This is a genomic window from Mixta mediterraneensis (assembly GCF_014946725.1).
GTDB lineage: Bacteria > Pseudomonadota > Gammaproteobacteria > Enterobacterales > Enterobacteriaceae > Pantoea > Pantoea mediterraneensis.
The window spans coordinates 277,133-297,237 of sequence record NZ_JACFXY010000004.1 but is presented as its reverse complement, the minus strand read 5'-3'; the positions used below and the strand labels follow the sequence as shown (position 1 = coordinate 297,237).

The window sequence follows — 20,105 nt, the reverse complement described above, 5'->3', positions numbered from 1 at the left end:
AAAAGCGTCGAGAAGGTTTGTCTAAATTGAAAAAAAGTATGATCGGTGCAGTCTGCTTCGCAACCTGTACCGGCGCGGTTGTGCTGACGCGCCCGGCAGACTATCCTGAGCGCTGATTTTTTCCCGTAAAGGAAAACGCTGTGCCTTCGGATTTAACTTTTTTGTTTCACGATTATGAAACGTTTGGCACCAGTCCTTCGCTGGATCGTCCGGCGCAGTTCGCTGGCTTGCGCACCGACAACGAATTCAATCCAGTTGGCGAGCCGCAGGTGTTTTACTGCCGTCCACCGGATGATTATCTGCCTCAGCCGGAAGCGGTGATGATTACCGGCATCACGCCGCAAATCGCCATGGCGCGAGGCGTCAGCGAAGTGGCGTTTGCCGAACGCATCCACGCGCTGTTTACCGAGCCGCAAACCTGTGTTGTGGGCTACAACAACGTGCGCTTCGACGACGAAGTGACGCGCAATATTTTTTATCGCAATTTTTATGATCCCTACGGCTGGAGCTGGCAAAACGGCAATTCTCGCTGGGATTTGCTGGATCTAATGCGTGCCTGCTATGCGCTGCGCCCGGACGGCATCCACTGGCCAGAAAACGATGACGGCTTTCCCAGCTTCCGCCTGGAACATTTGACCAAAGCTAACGGCGTGGAGCATCAGAACGCCCACGATGCGATGTCTGACGTCTACGCCACGCTGGCCATGGCAAAGCTGGTAAAAGAGAAGCAGCCGAAACTGTTTGCATTTTTGTTTACGCATCGCAACAAAAATAAACTGATGACGCTGATCGACATCCCGCAAATGAAACCGTTAGTACATGTTTCCGGCATGTTTGGCGCCGCACGGGGTAATACCAGCTGGATTGTGCCGCTCGCCTGGCATCCGGAGAATCGCAACGCGCTGATTGTCGTGGATCTGGCGGGCGATATGACTCCACTGCTGACGCTGGATGCCGATACGCTACGTGAACGTTTATATACGCGTAAAAGCGAACTGGGCGAGCTGGCCTCAGTGCCCATCAAGCTGGTGCATATTAATAAATGTCCGGTTCTGGCCCCAGCCAATACCCTGCGCCCGGAAGATGCCGAGCGGTTAGGCATTGATCGTCAGCGCTGTCTGGATAATCTGGCGCTACTGCGTCAACAGCCGGATGTGCGTGAAAAAGCGGTAACCCTTTTTGCTGAAGCCGAGCCGTTTACTCCATCAGATGATGTTGATGCGCAGTTATATGACGGTTTCTTTAGCGATGCCGATCGGGCGGGTATGACGATTATCCGTCAGACCGCGCCGCAGAACTTGCCTGCGCTGGATTTAACCTTTGAAAGCCCCCGCGTAGCGAAACTGCTGTTCCGTTACCGCGCCCGCAATTTCCCCGGCACGCTGGATGACGCCGAGCAACAGCGCTGGCTGCAACATCGTCGTGAAGTGTTAAATGCCGAGAAAGTGCAGGCGTTTTTGCTGGAGCTGGAGTCACTGGCGAGTTTGCATGAGGCGGATCAGGAGAAGCTTGGGCAGCTAAAAGCGCTGTATTTGTATGCCCAGGAACTGGTTTCATAGCGAAAGTCAGGGGCGGTATTTTCCGCCCCCAGAGATTACACCAGCGCCCAGAGCAGCCAGGTCAAGGCGAAGCCGCTCAGGCCCATCAATGTGGTCAGCACCGTCCAGGTTTTCAAACCATCTGCTACCGACAGGCCGAGATAGCGCGTTACCACCCAGAAGCCCGCATCATTGACATGCGACAGCCCTAACCCGCCGAAGCACGCTGCCAGCGTCACCAGCACGCGCTGCATATCGCTCACCCCAGCCACTGCCTGCAACAGCAGGCCGCTGGTGGTCAGGATCGCTACGGTGGCGGAACCCTGTGAAGCACGCAGCGCCAGCGACAAAATAAACGCCGCCGGTACCAGCGGCAGATGGAGCGTTTCCAGCGTCACCGCCAGCGCTTTATCCACCCCTGACGCCACCAGCACTTTGCCGAATGCGCCACCTGCACCAGCGACCAGAATCACGCTCGCTGAAGTTGGAATCGCCCGGCCAGTCAGATCTTCCAGTTTGTCTTTGCTCCAGCCGCGACGTACACCCAGCAGCCAGGCCGCTAAACCTAACGCAATCAGCAGCGCAATCGGCGGCGTACCAATCACCATCATCACTTTACGCAGCACACTCTCTTCGGACAGCAAGGTGTGCGATAAAGTGCCCAGTACGATTAACGCGATCGGCACCACAATCAACCCGCTAATGGTCAGCGCGCCTGGCGGAGCCACTTCGTGCTTTTTCTCGCTGCCTTCCGGCTTCGCCATCTGCAACTGTTCCAGCACCTCGACCGACAGATGATAATGACGACGGTTCATCACTTTCGCCGCATAATAGCCGACGATACCGACTGGAATCGAAATCGCGATGCCGAGCATCATCAACCAGCCCATATCGGTATGCAGGATCCCTGCCGCCGCAGCCGCGCCCGGATGGGTCGGCAGCGCCGCATGAACCGTCAGCATCACGCCAGCCATGGGCAGACCAAACTTCAGCGGCGATACCCGAGCCACCTTGGTAAAGCCGTAGATCAGCGGGATAACGATAATAAAGCCGACCTCAAAAAATACCGGAATACCCAGGATAAACGCCGCCATCGTCAACGCGGCTACGGTGCGCTTCAGGCCGAGGGTTTTACTGAAGCGCTGCGCCAGCGACTCCGCGCCGCCCGACGCTTCAATGATCGCGCCAAGCATCGCCCCCAGCACGATGATAATGGTGATATGGCCGAGCAGACCGCCCATACCGCTGATAATCGTCTCCATGATTTTTTCAGCCGGAATGCCGGTAGCAACCGCCACCAGCAGGCTGACAATGAGCAGCGCAACAAAGGGGTGAACTTTCGCTTTGATAACCAGCAGCAGTAAGATCACGATGCTGGCGGACGCAATAGCTAACAGCAATGCGGTAGACATGGTAAGCCTCGGTAATAATTATCTTTTTGGGATTAAGGGGGTACAGCACAGCCTGGTGCCGGTACGTCAAAAGGACGACCAGAGCCACACCGGCGCCGAAACGCCGGTGTTATTTCATGGGTTATTTCAGGATTTCTTTGCCCAGGGCGCGAACCAGCCGAGGCCATTGACCGTGTTGCCACGGGGGATATATTCGCAGCCGATCCAGCCGTCATAGCCGACATCGTCCAGCAACGTGAACAGCCACGGATAGTTGATTTCCCCCTCATCCGGTTCATGCCGGTCCGGCGCGGAGGCGATCTGCACATGGCGATAGCGCCCGGCATACTGGCGAATCAGGTGGCTGAGATTGCCATCCACCAGCTGCGCATGAAACAGGTCAAGCTGAGTAGCAACATTAGGACGAGCAATCCGCTCAACCATTTCTAAGGTTTGATACTGGCTGGAATAGAGGTAATTCGGCTTGGTTTTCGGGTTCAGCGCTTCAATCAGTAGCGTGATGCCGTGCGGCGCAAAGCGCTCCGAGGCGTAACGCATATTGTTGACAAACGTATCGACATACGACTGACGATCGGCTCCCTCTGGCACGGTCGCCGCCATAATATGGACCTGCGGACAGTTCAGTGCCAGCGCATAGGTCAGCGCGCGATCAATATCGGCATGTGCATCGGCTTCACGACCGGGAATGGCCGATACGCCCCACTCACCCGCCGCCACGTTACCGGCCGCCGTGTTGAACAGTACCAGCCTGAGATGATTCTCATCCAGTAACTGCTTCAGCTGCGCTGCAGGATAGTCATAAGGAAACAGAAATTCCACCGCCTCAAAACCGGCCTGCGCGGCAGCGGCAAAGCGCTCCAGAAATGGCACCTCGTTAAACTGCGTAGATAAGTTGGCTGCAAACTTCGGCATTATCGACTCCTTAATTCCACCACTTCGTCATCCGTCAGATAACGAATGGCGCGGTCGCCCAGCGTAAACATCAGCCGTGCGGTCTCTTCCAGCTCTTCGGTATTGTCCGCCGCTTCACGCAGCGATTTTCCCACTACCACCGGGCCGTGATTAGCCAGCAGGAAAGCGCGATAGCGCGATGCCAGCCGCGCCAGATCCTCAGCCAGCCGCTGATCGCCCGGCTTATAATAAGGCACTACCGGCACGTCACCCACACGCATGACCACGTAAGGGGTAAACGGACGGATACAGTTTTGCGTGTCCAGCCCTTGCAGACATGAAAGCGCGGTCAGGTAATGGCTGTGCAGATGTACCACCGCTTTGCAGTCAGGATTATTCAGATAGAGCGCCCGATGAAAGGCGATCTCTTTCGACGGTTTATCGCCGGATAGCCACTCGCCTTCTGGCGTGACTTTCGACAGGCGCTCGCCATCCAGCTCGCCCAGGCAGGAACCGGTCGGCGTGGCCAGCAGATTGCCATCTTCCAGCAGCATCGACAAATTGCCGGCTGAGCCAGTGGCGTAACCGCGCTGAAAGAAGGAAGCACCGAGCTGTACCATCTCGGCGCGGGCCTGCTGTTCGTTAAGAGAATATTGTTCAGGCATGGGAAAACTCCGTTTGGGCGCGGCGGAAAAAGTGCTCATCACCAAAATTGCCGGATTTCAGCGCCAGCGACAGCGGCTGCCGAATATCGCGCACCCAGGGTACGCCAGGGGAGATGGTCGGGCCGATGTGAAATGCCGTGACGCCAAGGCTCTGCGCTACCACACCCGACGTTTCGCCGCCAGCCACGATAAAGCGCTGCCAGCCGCGTTTTTTCAGCTCACGCGTCACGGCGGCAAACAGATTTTCCACTGCCTCGCTGCTGCGCTGCGCGCCGTACTGCTGCTGGATTGCCTGCAAATTTTGCGCATCGGCCGTGGCGAACAGCAGCGGAGCCAGCGCCTGATGGCTGTTGGCATCAACCCAGTCGCAAAGCTGCAGGGCATAACTTTCGACATCGTCGAGACACCGTTCGACCTGCACTTCCTGCGCTGGTGCCTGCTGTCGATAGGCGCTGACCTGGCGATTGGTCATTTGCGAGCAGGAACCAGAGATAACTATGGCGCGCGTTCCCTGGGGACGACCGGCCTGTTCGGCGCTGCGGTGATCGGCATCGTCCTGTGCCCATTGCCGCGCCAGACCGATCGCCAGCCCGGAACCGCCGGTGACCAGACGCATGTCACGCAGCGCTTCACCCTGCGTCAGCAGGTGCTGTTCGTTCAGGGTATCGATTGCGACGTAGTGAATGCCCTGCTCACGCAGTTCGTCAAGCTTACAACGTACCGCGTCCACGCCCTGCTCAACCACCTGTGAGGCAATTAATCCCGCTTTGCCTTTGGCCTGGCGCTCCATCAACCGCAGCAGGTTGCTGTCAGTCATCGGCGTTACCGGATGATGGCGCATACCGGAATCTGACAGCAGTTGCTCGCCGACAAACAGATGCCCCTGATAAACGGTGCGGCCGTTCACCGGCAGTGCCGGACAGATCACCGTTTGCATTTCGCCAAGCGCCGCCAGCAGTGCATCGGTGACTGGTCCGATATTGCCCCGCTCGGTGCTGTCGAAGGTCGAACAATATTTAAAATAGAAGCGCTCGCAGCCCTGCTGTGGTAACCAGCTCAGCGCCGCCAGCGACTGCTCAATCGCCTGCTCAACCGGACAGGAACGCGATTTCAGGCTGATGACGATTGCCTGCGCGTCCAGCGCGTCGCTGTTATGCGGCACGCCATTAAACTGAATGGTGGAGAGACCGTTTTGCACCAAAAAACTGGCGATGTCGGTCGCACCGGTAAAATCGTCGGCAATGACTCCCAGTCGCATCAGGCTTTCTCCCCACCTTGCGGCAGCGTGATGCCGCTGAAAATTTTGATCACCGCGCTGTCATCTTCGCGGCCATAACCGGCATTGCTGGCTTCGGTAAACATATTGAGCGCAGTAGACGCCAGCGGCAGCGGGAAATGCAACGTTTTGGCGGTGTCGGCGACCAGATTCAGGTCTTTAACAAAAATATCGACGGCAGATTTAGGGCTGTAATCACCCTCGACCACGTGACGCATGCGGTTTTCAAACATCCAGGAATTGCCTGCGGCATGGGTAACCACGTCATACATGGTGTCGAGCGGAATGCCCGCACGCGCCGCCAGCGCCATCGCTTCTGCGCCCACCGCGATATGTACGCCCGCTAATAGCTGGTGGATAATTTTGACGGTAGAGCCCAGACCGATTTCGGCCCCAACACGATAGACTTTCGCCGCCACCGCATCCAGTACGGGTTGCAGTTTGGTAAAGGCTTCTTCACTGCCTGATGCCATCACGGTCATATCGCCCGTAGCGGCCTTGACCGCGCCGCCTAATACTGGCGCATCCAGCATTAATAGCTGATGCTCAGCCAGTTTTTGCTCAAACTGTTGCGCGTCCTGTGCAGAGATAGTAGAAGAGATCATCACCACCGTGCCGGGCTTCAGTTTTGCCGCCAGGCCATTTTCACCGAATAAAATCGCATTGACCTGCTTTGCATTCACCACCAGCAACAGCACCGCGTCGAGCTGATCGACAAAGCGGTCTGCTGAAGTCTGCGCATCACGCGCGCCCGCCTGACGCAGAAGGTCCAGCGCGGCAGGATTAAGATCCACGCCCCAGGTATTCAGACCCGCACGGATACAAGATTGCGCCGCGCCCATCCCCATTGAACCTAAACCGATAACACAGATGTTTGAGACTGGCATCGTCGCCCCTCTGTTAAATTAAGTGATTATTTGTTTGATGATGTTAATCCTGACAGGTCACCCGATGAAAAAATGTGTGTGGCATCACAAAAAATAACTTCAGCGCTTAGATGCAACAAATTTTCACACGCGCCCCACATCCGCGCCAGGCCTTAAGAGACGCGCTTCCAGGCAGGGATTCGTGCTTAAAGGCGGCAAATTTTCTGATCGCCTTACCTCTTAAATCCATTACAATGTGAAAAAATGATAATCATCAAGGAGACGATGTGATCCCGGTCGAACGACATCAACAGATTTTGGCGTTGGTTGCTGAGCGCGGTGTGGTCAGTATTGCGGAATTAACCGATCGTCTGGGTGTTTCGCACATGACGATCCGTCGTGACGTGCAAAAGCTGGAAGAGCAAGGCGCTGTGCTGTCCGTGTCAGGGGGAGTGCGCTCAGCGGATCGGCTGGCGGCGGAGCCTTCACATCTCACCAAAACCACGCTGTTTAATGATGAGAAAAATGCTATTGGCCGACTGGCGGCTCAGCATATTCCGCATAATAGCTGTATTTACCTGGATGCAGGCACCACGACGCTGGCGCTGGCACGTGAACTGGTGGATCGCAATGATTTGCTGGTAGTAACCAATGATTTCATGGTGACGAATTTGCTGATGGAAGCCAGCAGCTGCCGGGTGATCCACACCGGCGGCACGGTATGCCGCGAGAATCGTTCCTGCGTCGGGGAAGCAGCCGCACGTAGCCTGCGTCATCTGGCGATTGACATCGCGTTTATTTCATCGTTCTGCTGGGGGCCACGCGGCTTATTCACACCGGATGAAGACAAAGTTACGGTGAAGCAAACGGTCAGCGAAGTAAGCAGCAAGCGCGTGCTGCTGAGCGACAGTTCGAAGTACAACAAGATCGCGACATTTTTGGCCCTTCCGCTTGAGCGGTTTGATACTATTGTGACGGACGATCAGTTAAACCACACGGCGCGAGAATTATTAAGTGCCGGAGCATGGGAACTGGTTATTGCGGGGTAGAAGAGCGGATAGGTAACGTCTTTCTGTCAGCTTTCCCCCACCAGGTGGGGGAAAGCTGATACAAACTAACTTACATCTCTTCGCTGAACTGCGGCACCGGATTACGGAAGCTGCGAGTGACAAACGCCAGATACAGAATCCCGATCGTTGCCCAAATCAGACCCAGCACCATCGAACTCGCTTCCAGGTTGATCCACAACGCGCCGACGGTTAATGCGCCAAGCAGCGGCAGCAGCAGGAACTGGACGTTATCCTTCAGCGTGCGGTTACGCTTCTCACGGATCCAGAACTGGGCAATCACCGACAGGTTCACAAAGGTAAACGCCACCAGCGCACCGAAGTTAATCAATGCGGTCGCCGTCACCAGGTCGAAGTTAATCGCCATCAGGGCAATCGCACCGACCAGCAATACGTTCAGAGAAGGCGTACGCCATTTCGGATGGATGTAACCGAAGAAACGCTCCGGGAATACCCCGTCACGGCCCATCACATACATCAGACGTGAAACGCCGGCATGTGCCGCCATACCTGACGCCAGCACCGTCACCACCGAGAAAATCAAAATGCCAAACTGCAACGTTTTACCGGCAACAAACAGCATGATTTCTGGCTGTGAGGAATCCGGGTCCTGGAAGCGAGAAATATCCGGGAAATAGAGCTGCAGGAAGTACGATGCCACGATAAAGATCACGCCACCAATCAGGGCAGTCAGGAAAATCGCGCGCGGAATAGTACGTTCTGCATCTTTAGTCTCCTCCGACAAGGAGCTGATCCCGTCAAAGCCGAGGAACGAGAAGCAGAGAATTGTCGCCCCCGTAATCATCGGCACCACGTGCGCATTGTCTGACCAGAATGGCTTGCTGCTGGCCAGCGTACCTGCGCCTTCGCCGTTCGCCACGCCGTAAATCACCAGCGCAGTGATACCGACCATAACGATGACCTGCAACACCACAATCAGGCTGTTGAAGTTAGCGACCGTTTTAATGCCCTTCAGGTTAGAGAGCGTCATAAAGCCCACCAGCAGCACGACAAAAATCCACGAAGGAATGCCAGGCACCAGCGTTTCAAAATAGTTTTTAGCCAGCAGGATGTTAATCATCGGCATGAACAGGTAGTCCAGCAGCGATGACCAGCCCACCATAAAGCCGACGTGCGGACTGATAGCCTTCTGAGCATAGGTATAAGCGGAGCCCGCAGAGGGGAAGCGGCGTACCAGCTTGCCGTAGCTCACGGCGGTAAACAGAATCGCAATCAGCGCAAAGGCATAAGCGGTAGCAACGTGACCATCGGTTAACCCAGAGACGATACCAAAAGTATCAAACAGGGTCATAGGCTGCATGTAGGCCAGGCCCATCATGACGACCGGAAGTAAGGTCAGTGATTTTTTCAGATGCGCACGCTGTGGTGCGGCGGAGGTATTAAACGACATGCTTCAGTCCCCCCTGTACGGCAACCAGATCGGGTTGAGCCATGGGGAAACTGCGCAAAATGCGACAGGGAGTAAGGTTTGCAGTACGTGCGGCGCCGTAGTCATCACGAAAACGCGTACCAGCGTGGGCTGGTAGTGTGGAAAACATCCCCATCTTTGTATCCTCAATCTCACGCTTCAGCGTGTTTTCAGTGTTTATCTATCCGGGTGCGTGCCCGGCCTCGGTTAAGTCAGCGAAAACAATATGCAAAAAAATAACCGGCGCGATAAGCGTCGGTTATATTCTGTTTTTGCAGGGCGCGTATTCTGCCTCAATCTGTTGGCCCGACACAAGATGCCGGAACAATAAATATAAAAATTGCTCAGGCGTTTTTCAGCATCCAGTCGATCTCAGTAGCGGTAATCAACCGTTCGAACTGCATCAACTCGTAGTTTTTGCAGGTATGCCACACCTTACCGAAACGTTCGCCTACCAGTTTTTGCAGCGGATAGCTGTTTTCAAACTCATATAGAGCCTCGCTTTGGCGAACGAGCAACGCCAGCCCTTCCGCTTCGTGGCCGTTACCTGACACCGGATGCGGCAATGGCAGTTGCGTATCCAGCCCATGTAGCAGCCCGGCCAACACCGCTGAAACCACTAAATACGGGTTAGCATCCGCGCCAGCAACCCGGTATTCGATGCGGTGGTTCTCGACGTCACCGCAGGGAATACGGAGCGCCACCGTGCGATTGTTGTGTCCCCACGACGCCTGTAACGGCACACAGGCTTCCGGCACTAAACGTCGGTAGGCATTAACATTGGGTGCCAGCAGTGCCATTGAGGCGGGCATCAGGTCGATCATTCCTGCCAGCGCACGTTTTAACAAAGGGGAATCGCTGCCATCATCGCAGGCAAACGCATTATGATCGGCAGCATCCAGCAGACTGATATGCACATGCATACCGCTGCCTGCGTACTCTTCATAAGGTTTAGCCATGAAAGTCGCCGTCATGCCGTGATTTTCTGCCACCTGGCGAATCAGGCGTTTTAACTGAACCGCATGATCGCAGGCTTGCAGCACATCACGGGTATGGTGCAGGTTGATTTCAAACTGGCCGGGTGAAGCCTCTGCCAGCGCGCCATCGGCCGGAATACCCTGTAATTTAGCCATTTCATCAATATCACGCAGCACATCGGCGAAATGATCCAGATTATCCACCGAATAAACCTGGCTCTGCATGTTGCGTTCATCGCTACCCGGCGCACAAGGCGGCTGGATATACCCCTCCGCATCACGCTTTTTATCCACCAGATAGAACTCCAGCTCTACCGCTACCACCGGAAATAGACCTCGATTGCGTAGCTGCTGCCACAACGGGTTAAGAACATTTCGGGGTTCAACGTCAAAGGGAGTGCCATCTTGGTTGCGCATGGTTAACAGCAGTTGCGCAATATGTTCTGGATCGGCGGCGGAGGGAACTAAAGTATTGGGAACGGGAAGGCAAAGATTATCGGGCTCCCCCAATGATTGCCCGAGACCGGCGTCTTCTACCGTGTTGCCAAGAATATCCATAGCGAAGACAGATGCTGGAAAATAGCAGCCCTTTTCAAGCTTAAGAAGTGCGGCGACCGGAATACGTTTACCGCGAAAGACACCATTTAAATCATTTAACAAAACATCGACATACTGCGTTCCAGGATGGCGCTCCAGCCAGGCTTTCACCTCAAGCTGGAACGCGCTGGTTCGTCTCTCTTCGCTGTGTCGCGTAAAGTCTTCTACTTCTACCAGGTTTGTCATGATCTCACCCGCCCCGTAATTGGTTTGCGCAATGCTCAAAATAACCGCCACTTATCTAACATAGCGCCAACACAAAAAGTGTGCAAACGTAACAAATCTGTTTGAAGAACGAGCAGCGGATTGCTAGATTGACAAAATATTGCACATTTAAACGTCAGTTGTGCCTTTTCGGTCGATATTTCGAACAGCGATGAGGAAGAAGATGGGCATTGTTTTTGACAACCCGTTGATTGGCGTGGTGATGTGCCAAATCGACAAGGGCGGCCACCCTACGCAGATGGTGCACAACAAATACCTCGACGCCGTGACGTTATCTGGCGGCGTCCCGCTTGCCTTGTCCCACCATTTAATCCAGACCCCTCATCAGTTAGAAAACGCAATGGCAATTCTGGATGGCGTACTGCTGACCGGCAGCCCCAGCAATATCGAGCCCTGGCACTATGGTGAGGAAGGCAAAGAGCAGCATGCCGATCCGGGGCGCGATCGTCTGGCCTTCAGCCTGATTACGCACGCCATTGGCAAAAAGATGCCGATCTTCGGTATTTGCCGCGGAATGCAGGAGTTAGTCGTCGCTAACGGCGGCGCGCTTTATCGCCAGCTTAGCCAGCATCGTCAGTTTCAGCGTCATCATGAAGATCTCTCCCAACCGCTCGATCAACAATATGCACCCGTGCATGAGATTACGATTGAGCCAGACGGACTGCTCAGCACCCTTCTTGACTGCGCCACGCTGACGGTGAATTCATTGCATCAACAAGGGATCCGCGAGCCGGGTCCACAATTGCGCATCGAAGCACGTGCCTCCGACGGGCTGACAGAAGCGGTCAGTCTGCAACATCATCCGTTTGCACTCGCGGTGCAGTGGCATCCTGAATGGCACCCGGAAAGGTCGGCGGCATCGCGCCGGTTGTTCGATGGGTTTATCCACGCAGCAATCCGTTATCACAAGGAAAAGACACCATGAATGATGCCACTCTGGCACCCGGACGACGTTTATCGCAGATCCGGCAAGAGTTGGGATTGTCTCAGCGCCGCGTCGCTGAACTGGCAGGTTTAACACACAGCGCCATCAGTACCATTGAGCAGGATAAAGTGAGTCCGGCGATAAGCACCTTACAGAAATTGTTAAACGTGTATGGCTTATCGCTGTCGGCATTTTTCTCCGAACCGAAACAGGGCGCAATGCCGAAAGTGATCGTTCGACCGGACGATTTAGTGGAGATCGGCAGCCAGGGCGTGTCGCTCAGGCTGATTGATAACGGTCAAGCCCGCAAGCTGGACATGCTTTTAGAAACCTATCAACCCGGCGCCAGCACCGGTGAGAAACTGCGGCACCCCGGCGAAGAGACCGGCACGCTGCTGGAAGGGGAAATCACACTGGTAGTGAATGGACAAAGTTTTCATCTGTACGCCGGTGAAAGTTATGTCATCGACACCGGTTTGCCGCACAGCTTTACCAACACGGCAGACCAAACTTGTCGCATTGTCAGTGCCCATACGCCAGCTAATTTCTGATAAAAATTGCGCGTTGAGGAGGTTGAGATGAAATACGTTGAGAGTTATTACGCTGCAACAGCCAATCCTCATGAACCGTGGCCGCAGTTGCAGGAGAGCATTCAGTGTGACGTTTGCATTATTGGCGGTGGCTTTACCGGTTTGTCCGCCGCGCTTTACCTGACCGAAGCAGGTTATGACGTGGTGGTTCTGGAAGCGGCACGCGTGGGTTTCGGGGCCAGCGGGCGCAATGGCGGTCAGGTGGTTAACTCCTACAGCCGCGACGTTGATGTGATTGAACAACATTATGGCAAGGAAAGCGCGCGTATGCTGGGCAGCATGATGTTTGAAGGCGCCGGGATCATACGTGATCGCATTGATCGTTATGCCATTGCCTGTGACTATCGCCCCGGCGGAATTTTCGCCGCGTTAAATGCACGGCAAATGGGCCACTTGCGCAACCAGAAAAAGCTGTGGACCCGCTACGGCAACCACGATCTCGAACTCCTGGATGAGCGCGGCATTCGCCGGGAAGTGGCAACAGAGCGTTATGTTGGCGGCCTGCTGGACAAGCGTGGCGGACACCTGCATCCACTGAACCTTGCATTAGGCGAAGCAGAAGCGATACGCCGTCACGGCGGACGTATCTATGAACAGTCCGCGGCAGTAAACGTAGTTTACGGATCGCCGAATCGCGTCTAAACAGCGCAAGGCGAAGTGACGACAAGCTATGTCATTTTTGCCGGTAATGCCTATTTACCGACCAGCATTGAACCGCGCCTTAGCGGTAAAAGCATGCCGTGTGGCTCACAAATTGTGGCGACAGAACCGCTGAGCCGCGATCAGGCGCTGACGCTGCTGCCAAATAATTACTGTGTAGAAGACTGTAATTACCTGCTGGATTATTTCCGGCTGACCGCCGATAACCGCCTGCTGTATGGCGGCGGCGTGGTTTACGGAGCGCGTGAGCCGGGCGATATTGAGGCATTGATTCGTCCTAAACTACAACGCACCTTTCCACAGTTGCATGATGTCAAACTGGAGTTTGGCTGGAGCGGCAATTTCCTGTTAACCCTGTCGCGTATGCCGCAGTTTGGCCGGTTAGAGAACAACGTTTACTTTATGCAGGGTGACAGCGGTCACGGTGTGACCTGCACCCATCTCTCTGGCAAGTTGATCAGCGAAGTGCTACGCGGCGATGCCGAACGCTTTGACGCCTTTGCTAATCTGCCGCATTTGCCGTTCCCCGGCGGAAGACGCTTTAAAGTGCCACTGACGGCAATGGGCGCGGTATGGTATGCGATACGGGATCGACTGGGCGTTTAGAGAAGCCCGCGCTGGGCTATTCCCTTTGCACTATTTCAGCTTATCTACCACATCCTGCCAGACAAACGGCGTGACATCGCGATAATGCAGGTTTTTCTGCGCCAGCCTGGCGGGTAGATCTTCCTGTACAGATTGCGTAGCCTGACTCATTGCCGCCATCACACCCACATCCCGCAAGGTCTTAACGACTTCACCCATCTCTTCGGCGCGGCGCACGCCGTGTTCTGCCACACGGCTAATCAGGTAGTGCGGAAATTGTGCATCCCAGCCCAGTGACGGAAAACTCGCGTGCAGCGAAGCCAGCACTGCGTCCTCCACGCCGTACTGTCGGGCGGCGCTCAGGCATTCCGTTGTCAGGGCCTCAAGCCCTTTGATCATGACGCTACGACACATCTTAATCGCCGAAACATCACCAATACGTTCACTGGCGGCTCGTGCATTACAGCCCAGCTCACACAGACTTTCCGCAACGCGGTATGCCGCCGCCCCGCCAAGCAGCAACGGCGTGCTGAGTCGGCCTGGCGGTACGGGCGCCATTACCGCAACATCCAGATAGGTTCCGGCGCCCGCCGCTACCGCTTTTGCGCCTGCACGCTTGGTCTCGGGTGCGACGGAGTTAAAGTCGAGAAAAACCTGCTCTGAACCCAGCAGCGGCGCAGCTTGTTCTGCGACCTCCCGCGCGCTGGCCGCTGTCACCAGCGAGAACACCAAATTAGCGCCGTCCAGGGCTTCAGCCAACGACCCCGTCGGCTGTACGCCAGCCTGCACAGCCAGCTCGCGCAGATGCTCCGCCTGGGTGCCAGAGAATTTTTTGTCCCATACGCTTACGTCTGCCACACCAGCCAAATCCCGGGCATAGATCTGCCCCGCTTCGCCAAAACCGACTATTGCAATACGCGTCATTCTATTCTCCTTAGTTGCCGGACCACAGCGAGCCCGGAATCGCCACCCGGCCATCAAACAGTAACCGTGCGGTGCGGATCAGACCGCTGTTGATCACTCTGCCTTCCACATCGCGGGTTAACATCACGCTGAATTCGCCGGTTGGATACTCCACCGCCAGTCGTTGCTGGCGTGCATCACTGACATGTGCCAGTTGGTCAGTCACTGAACCGGGAATCAAACAGGCGGTTGCTACACTGACCGCGCCCAGCACGCCGATCGATGCATGGCTACGATGCGGGATAAAAGTGCGTGTGCTAATGCTACCGCCCTGGGTCGGTGCCGCAACGAGGGTCATTTTGGGTACGCTACGCTGCGAGACGTCCCCCAGGTTCATACATAAACCGGCCTGGAGACGAATCGTTTCCAGCCGCGCCTTCAGCTCATCGTCATTATCTAACTGCTCGCGTGTTTCCAGCCCGCTGCGCTGAAGATCGGCAGCCCGGATCAGTACTACCGGCACGCCATCAATGCGCACATCGCCCTGATATTCAACGGCGCCGTCTGGCGTGGCGATCTGTGCTTCAGCGATCTGCCCGGTATTCACCATAAAATTCGCACCGGGGTCAGCGCGCCTTTAATGGTCACCAGCCCTTTCTCAAGCGCGAAGGGACCGACTGCCGCAAGAATATTGCCGCAGTTTTGGCCATAATCGACGTCGGCATCCGGGCGTGATGACGGGGAAACAATCGCCACCTTGCTGGTGAGCGGATCGGCACCACCAATGCCGTCAATCTGCCGCGCATCCGGCGATCCCATCACCGCCAATAACACCTGGTCGCGGGTAGCAAGGTCGGCTGGCAAATCTGACGCCAGAAAACAGGCGGCCTTTGACGTGCCGCCACGCCTTATTACGCAAGGCAGAAGCGTTTGTTTCATCAGCTATTTTTCAACTCATCAAGAGAATCAACATAACGCAGCCCCTTTTCGGCCAGCTGCGGACGCATCTGGTAAATATCCAGTCCGAGTTCCCCCGCCGCCAGCCGCTGACGTTTTCCCTCTTCCGCATCCTCACGTTTCTGCGCGGCCTCTGCCACCGCCGTGGCCTGCTCACGTGGCACAACTACTACGCCGTCATCGTCCGCAACGATAATATCGCCGGGATTGACCAGCTGCCCGGCACAGGTCACCGGCACGTTCACCGATCCCAGTGTCGCTTTCACTGTGCCCTGCGCATAAACGGCACGCGACCACACCGGGAAATTCATCTCGCGTAATGTCTGGCTATCGCGAATACCGATGTCGCCGACTAACGCCACCACGCCACGAGCCTGTAGCGATGACGCCAGTAAATCGCCAAAAAAACCATCATGGCAATCGGACGTCGGAGCGACCAGCAATATATCGCCAGGCTGACATTGCTCGACCGCAACGTGGAACATCCAGTTATCACCGGGCGAAACCAGCACGGTGACGGCGCTGCCCGCGACCGTACGGTTTTGCTGAATCGGCCGTATCCGCACATCCAGCAACCCGCTGCGTCCCTGCGCTTCATGCGTTGTCGCCACGCCATAGCGAGCAAAACGGGACAGTATGTCGCTTTCGGCGCGGGCAATGTTTCTGACTACGACGCCCTTTTTATTCACCAGGCTCATGACAAATCCTCCGTCACGCGGGGGAACAGGCTTTGATACCCTTCGCCATGACTGATCACTTTAGGCGAGGCGATCCCGACATTACGTTTGGCCTGTACGCCGCGTTGTAATGCCACGCGCGTATAGTATTCCCACAGATGCTCCTGCCCCGCCATGCACTGAATGGCCGCGTATTTTTTGTCCCACACCGACGTGATGTCCAGTAAGACATCCGGCTTCCAGTTGCACTGCTCTGGCTGATGTGGCTCAAAGCAGTAAACCGGCGGTGCGCCGATGATCTGTTCACCCGGACGATAGCCTTCGGCCTGGGCGATGATTCGCGCTTCCTGGGTCAGATTAGCGGCCAGTGGATGATCATAGTTATACGGATCGTTTACCGAATGGGTCAGGACAAAGTGCGGCTGTACTTTACGGAACACATCGGCAAGGCGAAACAGCGTCTCTTTGTCTGCACGCAGCGGATAATCGCCAAGATCAAAAAACTCAATGCTGGCCCCCAAAATTTTAGCGGCCGCTTCGGCTTCAGCCTGTCGGTTCTGCTTGACGAGGGTTTCAGTCATGTTGCTTTTACGCCATAATTTGGCCGATTCGCCACGCTCGCCGTAGGAAAGACACACCACATGCACGTCGTAACCTTGTGAGGCATGCAGCGCAATGGCGCCACCTGAACGCCAGACAAAATCTGCGGAATGCGCGCTGACCACTAAAGCACTTTTCTTCATCTTTTCCATTTCAGGTTCCTGCGTTTTGCGTTTTTTTTCATCCTGCCATGGTGATCACCAGGCGGATAATGCCTTTCATTGCGTGATCTATGAATTTTATTTATGTTGTGACTTAGATCTCCCTCTTCGCCCGGATAAAAATGAAAAAATCACATGATGAATATCCGTTAAAAATTATGCAAATACGTGCGTTTTGCATGATTGCTGAACGTGGCATGGTCTCGGAAGCGGCAAACAATTTATTTCGCACTCAGTCTGCTAACACCCGTTCTATTCGTGATCTTGAGCACACTTTATCGACACCACTATTTGAGCGTCATGCCAGCGGAATGCTGTTAACCGAGATGGGAAAATGCGTGCTGCCACAGGCAATTGCGCAACTGGTGATACGGCATCCCGGCGTCAAAGTGGTGACTAATGAAAGTGCCTTCAGTGCATTAGTGACAGAGCTGCGCGCGGGAGATATTGATTTTATCCTTGGTGCGCTGCGTCAGGATAAAGGCGTGCTGGATATTCATAATCAGGTGTTATTTGAAGAAAAATTGATTCTGCTGGCGCGTCCCGATCATCCGCTGGCGGATCGTAAAATTACTCCTTTCGATTTGGCGCAAACGCAGTAGATTTTGCCGCGCGATAATACCCCGTCACGCCATTTGCTGAATCAGGTATTTCAGAAGTCAGGTATGCAAACGCCGCAGCCGGTCGTGGAAAGCGGTGACCTGGCGATAGTGCGCGGCCTGCTGCTTAACTCAGATATGATGGCGGCCCACGCGATTTGCCGCCCGTGAAAGGCGATGCAGCGCTGTCGCGTCACATCGGCACCAGTTTGATGAGCGATGAGTTTGATATGTCGTTTTTTATGGATACCCCGCTGGATCATGGCTTGTTTTCCCCGCTCTCGGCGCTGATCCCGTTTAAACCAGACTGGCCAACCAAAGTCATTCCGTTGCAGGAAAAGAGAAGGTAGAGTGATGTCGGGCTGGGCTGGTATGAACCTCAGCCCAGCTTCTCCTCATTCCAGCGGCATCTTAACCGGATCGTCATAGGTATAGTCGAATCCCAGCTCGCTACAAATGCGCGTGCCATCAATTAACTTACCGCTCTGCTGTCTTTCGTCTGGTAAGAACTGTGGCGGCTCCAGCCCTAGCTGGCGTGAGACGCCCGGATAAAATTCCGCGCGTGTCGGATGCTTCGGCGCGCACAGATTATACACATGCCCGCCTTTCGGCGTTCGCAGCAGCAGCGTTATCGCTTCTACCACATCATCCAGATGCACCAGATTCACGCCCTGCGCGCCCTCTGTCACCTCTTTTTTACCGGCCAGAAAACGCCCTGGATGACGCTTCGGCCCCACCAGCCCTGCCAGCCGTAAAATATCCACGCTGGTACCGGGTAAGTCATGCAGCCAGTTTTCCAGCGTTACCAGCGTTTTTCCTGCCTGGGTTTCTGGTTCAAGCGGGCTGTTCTCCTTCTTCACACCAGAACCGTTGCCGTATACCGAGGTAGAGCTGGTGAAGATAATGCGCGGAACGTGATGCACCAGCGCGCTGTCCACCACGTTTTGTACCGCCTGCAAATATTTTTCTCCCCCTTCAGCGGTGCGGCTGGCGGGCAACGTTACCACCAGCGCATCCACGCTTAATAGCGGCTCCAGATCTTCCGCTTCGCAGATCATTTCCGGCGTCAGTTCTAACTGAAATGCCTCGATGCCACAGCGGCGTGCCGCTTCTACCCCATCCGGCGTGGTTTTGCTGCCCGTGACCTGCCAGCCGCGTGCGGTCAGCGCCATCGCCAGCGGCATTCCCAGCCATCCCAGCCCCACGATTGCGACCTTCTTCATATTTGTCCTCCGACTGTGCGCATCCAGATGTTATTCATACTAGTGCTAGCCCCGATTGCAAACCAGCGTAAAACTGTTTCGACTCTTTCTGAACGTAAAGTTAAAAAAGGGTTGCGATTTAACGTTATCCTGGTTAGGTTAATCAGCACATAAATGAATACTCATTCATCTGGAATTTATATGACACGCGTTCAGTTCAACCACCATCATCACCATCATCCTGACTAGTCTTTCAGGCGATGTGTGCTGGGAGACGTTCAAGATCTTCCAGTGGTGCGAACGCAAAAGAACCCCCGGAAGATTATCTTCCGGGGGTTTTTTTATGGGCTGACGCAACCAGACCGTTTCGCAGACAGGATTCAATAAGAGGACAGGAACCATGTTAGATAACACCCGTTTACGCATAGCTATGCAAAAATCTGGCCGTTTAAGTGATGATTCACGTGAACTGCTGGCGCGCTGTGGCATTAAGATTAACCTTCAGCAGCAACGCCTGATTGCGTTTGCGGAGAACATGCCTATCGACATCCTGCGGGTGCGCGATGACGATATTCCTGGCCTGGTTATGGATGGCGTGGTCGATATCGGTATTATCGGCGAGAACGTGCTGGAAGAAGAGCTGCTGACCCGCCGCGCGCAGGGCGAAGATCCGCGTTATTTCACGCTACGTCGCCTTGATTTCGGCGGTTGCCGCCTGTCGCTGGCGATGTCGGTTGATGACGAATATACCGGCCCGCAATGTCTGCACAACACCCGTATCGCGACCTCTTATCCTCATCTGCTGAAAAAATACCTCGACCAAAAAGGCGTCAGCTTCAAGACCTGTATGCTAAATGGTTCGGTTGAAGTTGCACCGCGAGCTGGCCTGGCCGATGCTATCTGTGATTTGGTTTCTACAGGTGCGACGCTGGAAGCGAACGGTTTGCGTGAAGTCGAGGTGATTTATCGCTCCAAAGCGGTGCTGATCCAGCGCGATGGTGAAATGCCGGGTGCGAAACAAGAACTGATCGACAAATTGATGACACGTATTCAGGGCGTCATCAAAGCGCGCGAGTCTAAATATATCATGATGCATGCCCCCAGCAATCGTCTGGAAGAGGTGATTCAACTGCTGCCAGGTGCCGAACGCCCAACCGTGCTGCCATTAGGCGGCGATCAGGCCCGGGTAGCCATGCACATGGTTAGCAGCGAAACGCTGTTCTGGGAAACCATGGAAAAACTAAAAGCGTTAGGTGCCAGCTCCATTCTGGTGCTGCCGATTGAGAAGATGATGGAGTAAGTC

At 55.0% G+C, this 20,105-nt stretch carries 20 protein-coding genes, 3 pseudogenes and 1 other annotated feature; of the genes and pseudogenes, 10 read left to right on the top strand and 13 right to left on the bottom strand.

The genetic code is table 11. The annotated features are described in order from the left end of the window. Positions 1 to 140: 140 nt before the first annotated feature. Positions 141 to 1,559: an exodeoxyribonuclease I gene (sbcB, locus tag H2P46_RS10060; protein ID WP_193404944.1), complete on the top strand. Its 1,419-nt coding sequence runs from the start codon at positions 141 to 143 to the stop codon at positions 1,557 to 1,559. A 35-nt stretch (positions 1,560 to 1,594) separates the two neighbouring features. Here sbcB and H2P46_RS10055 read toward each other — a convergent pair whose 3' ends face one another. From H2P46_RS10055 to ltnD, 5 genes are all read right to left on the bottom strand, one after another. After that, a complete protein-coding gene (locus H2P46_RS10055; protein ID WP_193404943.1) occupies positions 1,595 to 2,950 on the bottom strand; it encodes a GntP family transporter in 1,356 nt (451 codons plus the stop codon). 126 nt (positions 2,951 to 3,076) lie between these two features. Further along, positions 3,077 to 3,862 carry an HPr family phosphocarrier protein gene (locus H2P46_RS10050; protein WP_193404942.1) on the bottom strand — a complete coding sequence of 262 codons (786 nt, stop codon included), beginning with the start codon at positions 3,860 to 3,862 and terminating at the stop codon, positions 3,077 to 3,079. After that, entirely contained in the window at positions 3,862 to 4,506 is a 645-nt protein-coding gene (otnC, locus tag H2P46_RS10045; RefSeq protein ID WP_193404941.1) for a 3-oxo-tetronate 4-phosphate decarboxylase, read from the bottom strand. The genes H2P46_RS10050 and otnC overlap by 1 nt, the downstream gene beginning before the upstream one ends. Beyond that, complete coding sequence (gene otnK / locus H2P46_RS10040; protein WP_193404940.1) at positions 4,499 to 5,764, bottom strand: 3-oxo-tetronate kinase; 1,266 nt, start codon at positions 5,762 to 5,764, stop codon at positions 4,499 to 4,501. The genes otnC and otnK overlap by 8 nt, the downstream gene beginning before the upstream one ends. Beyond that, the gene (ltnD, locus tag H2P46_RS10035) at positions 5,764 to 6,669 is read right to left on the bottom strand and encodes an L-threonate dehydrogenase (protein ID WP_193404939.1); all 906 of its coding nucleotides are present in this window, start codon (positions 6,667 to 6,669) and stop codon (positions 5,764 to 5,766) included. The genes otnK and ltnD overlap by 1 nt, the downstream gene beginning before the upstream one ends. Positions 6,670 to 6,935: 266 nt before the next feature. Here ltnD and ygbI point away from each other — a divergent pair, with 266 nt between their 5' ends. Beyond that, positions 6,936 to 7,697, top strand: coding sequence for a DNA-binding transcriptional repressor YgbI (gene ygbI, locus H2P46_RS10030; RefSeq protein ID WP_193404938.1), 762 nt, complete (start codon positions 6,936 to 6,938; stop codon positions 7,695 to 7,697). Between the two features lie 70 nt (positions 7,698 to 7,767). Here the strand turns inward: ygbI and H2P46_RS10025 are convergent, their stop codons facing one another. The 3 genes from H2P46_RS10025 to H2P46_RS10015 all read right to left on the bottom strand — a co-directional run bounded on the left by H2P46_RS10025 (position 7,768) and on the right by H2P46_RS10015 (position 10,907). Next, on the bottom strand, positions 7,768 to 9,126 hold the full coding sequence (locus H2P46_RS10025; RefSeq protein ID WP_193404937.1) for an APC family permease: 1,359 nt from the start codon (positions 9,124 to 9,126) through the stop codon (positions 7,768 to 7,770). Then, positions 9,116 to 9,280, bottom strand: a complete 165-nt coding sequence (locus H2P46_RS10020; RefSeq protein WP_193404936.1) for a hypothetical protein — start codon at positions 9,278 to 9,280, stop codon at positions 9,116 to 9,118. The genes H2P46_RS10025 and H2P46_RS10020 overlap by 11 nt, the downstream gene beginning before the upstream one ends. 208 nt (positions 9,281 to 9,488) lie before the next feature. Further along, entirely contained in the window at positions 9,489 to 10,907 is a 1,419-nt protein-coding gene (locus H2P46_RS10015) for a glutamine synthetase (RefSeq protein ID WP_193405011.1), read from the bottom strand. Positions 10,908 to 11,106: 199 nt separating this feature from the next. Between H2P46_RS10015 and puuD the strand changes: the two genes are divergently transcribed. The 3 genes and pseudogenes from puuD (at position 11,107) to H2P46_RS10000 (ending at position 13,724) form a co-directional block, all read left to right on the top strand. Further along, complete coding sequence (gene puuD, locus H2P46_RS10010) at positions 11,107 to 11,868, top strand: gamma-glutamyl-gamma-aminobutyrate hydrolase (RefSeq protein WP_193404935.1); 762 nt, start codon at positions 11,107 to 11,109, stop codon at positions 11,866 to 11,868. Next, on the top strand, positions 11,865 to 12,419 hold the full coding sequence (gene puuR / locus H2P46_RS10005) for an HTH-type transcriptional regulator PuuR (protein WP_193404934.1): 555 nt from the start codon (positions 11,865 to 11,867) through the stop codon (positions 12,417 to 12,419). The genes puuD and puuR overlap by 4 nt, the downstream gene beginning before the upstream one ends. Positions 12,420 to 12,446: 27 nt before the next feature. Next, positions 12,447 to 13,724 (top strand): annotated as a pseudogene (locus tag H2P46_RS10000) (NAD(P)/FAD-dependent oxidoreductase). Between the two features lie 30 nt (positions 13,725 to 13,754). Here the strand turns inward: H2P46_RS10000 and H2P46_RS09995 are convergent. The 4 genes and pseudogenes from H2P46_RS09995 to H2P46_RS09980 form a co-directional block, all read right to left on the bottom strand. Beyond that, the gene (locus H2P46_RS09995) at positions 13,755 to 14,627 is read right to left on the bottom strand and encodes a DUF1932 domain-containing protein (RefSeq protein WP_193404933.1); all 873 of its coding nucleotides are present in this window, start codon (positions 14,625 to 14,627) and stop codon (positions 13,755 to 13,757) included. 10 nt (positions 14,628 to 14,637) lie between these two features. Then, positions 14,638 to 15,545: pseudogene (locus tag H2P46_RS09990) on the bottom strand (PrpF domain-containing protein). Continuing rightward, positions 15,545 to 16,261, bottom strand: coding sequence for a 4-carboxy-4-hydroxy-2-oxoadipate aldolase/oxaloacetate decarboxylase (locus H2P46_RS09985; protein ID WP_193404932.1), 717 nt, complete (start codon positions 16,259 to 16,261; stop codon positions 15,545 to 15,547). The pseudogene H2P46_RS09990 and the gene H2P46_RS09985 overlap by 1 nt, the downstream one beginning before the upstream one ends. Then, complete coding sequence (locus tag H2P46_RS09980) at positions 16,258 to 16,992, bottom strand: PIG-L deacetylase family protein (protein ID WP_193404931.1); 735 nt, start codon at positions 16,990 to 16,992, stop codon at positions 16,258 to 16,260. Before H2P46_RS09980 ends, H2P46_RS09985 begins: the two co-directional genes overlap by 4 nt. 131 nt (positions 16,993 to 17,123) lie before the next feature. Between H2P46_RS09980 and H2P46_RS09975 the strand changes: the two genes are divergently transcribed. The 3 genes and pseudogenes from H2P46_RS09975 to H2P46_RS09970 all read left to right on the top strand — a co-directional run. Then, a complete protein-coding gene (locus tag H2P46_RS09975) occupies positions 17,124 to 17,603 on the top strand; it encodes a LysR family transcriptional regulator (protein ID WP_420846541.1) in 480 nt (159 codons plus the stop codon). Between the two features lie 3 nt (positions 17,604 to 17,606). Beyond that, positions 17,607 to 17,771 (top strand): type 2 periplasmic-binding domain-containing protein, encoded by a 165-nt coding sequence (locus tag H2P46_RS23400; RefSeq protein ID WP_420846540.1) that lies wholly within the window; start codon positions 17,607 to 17,609, stop codon positions 17,769 to 17,771. Further along, positions 17,744 to 17,935, top strand: a pseudogene (locus H2P46_RS09970) (DODA-type extradiol aromatic ring-opening family dioxygenase); the annotation flags it as partial. The gene H2P46_RS23400 and the pseudogene H2P46_RS09970, both read left to right, overlap by 28 nt. 60 nt (positions 17,936 to 17,995) lie before the next feature. On the opposite strand, the gene H2P46_RS09965 reads toward H2P46_RS09970, so the two are convergent. Next, a complete protein-coding gene (locus H2P46_RS09965) occupies positions 17,996 to 18,823 on the bottom strand; it encodes an SDR family oxidoreductase (protein ID WP_193404930.1) in 828 nt (275 codons plus the stop codon). A gap of 180 nt (positions 18,824 to 19,003) precedes the next feature. Between H2P46_RS09965 and hisL the strand changes: the two genes are divergently transcribed. Then, a complete protein-coding gene (gene hisL / locus H2P46_RS09960) occupies positions 19,004 to 19,051 on the top strand; it encodes a his operon leader peptide (RefSeq protein ID WP_100396937.1) in 48 nt (15 codons plus the stop codon). Beyond that, positions 19,027 to 19,147, top strand: a sequence feature (His leader region). It overlaps the preceding gene by 25 nt. 55 nt (positions 19,148 to 19,202) lie before the next feature. After that, positions 19,203 to 20,102 (top strand): ATP phosphoribosyltransferase, encoded by a 900-nt coding sequence (gene hisG, locus H2P46_RS09955; RefSeq protein ID WP_193404929.1) that lies wholly within the window; start codon positions 19,203 to 19,205, stop codon positions 20,100 to 20,102. Positions 20,103 to 20,105: the final 3 nt, after the last annotated feature.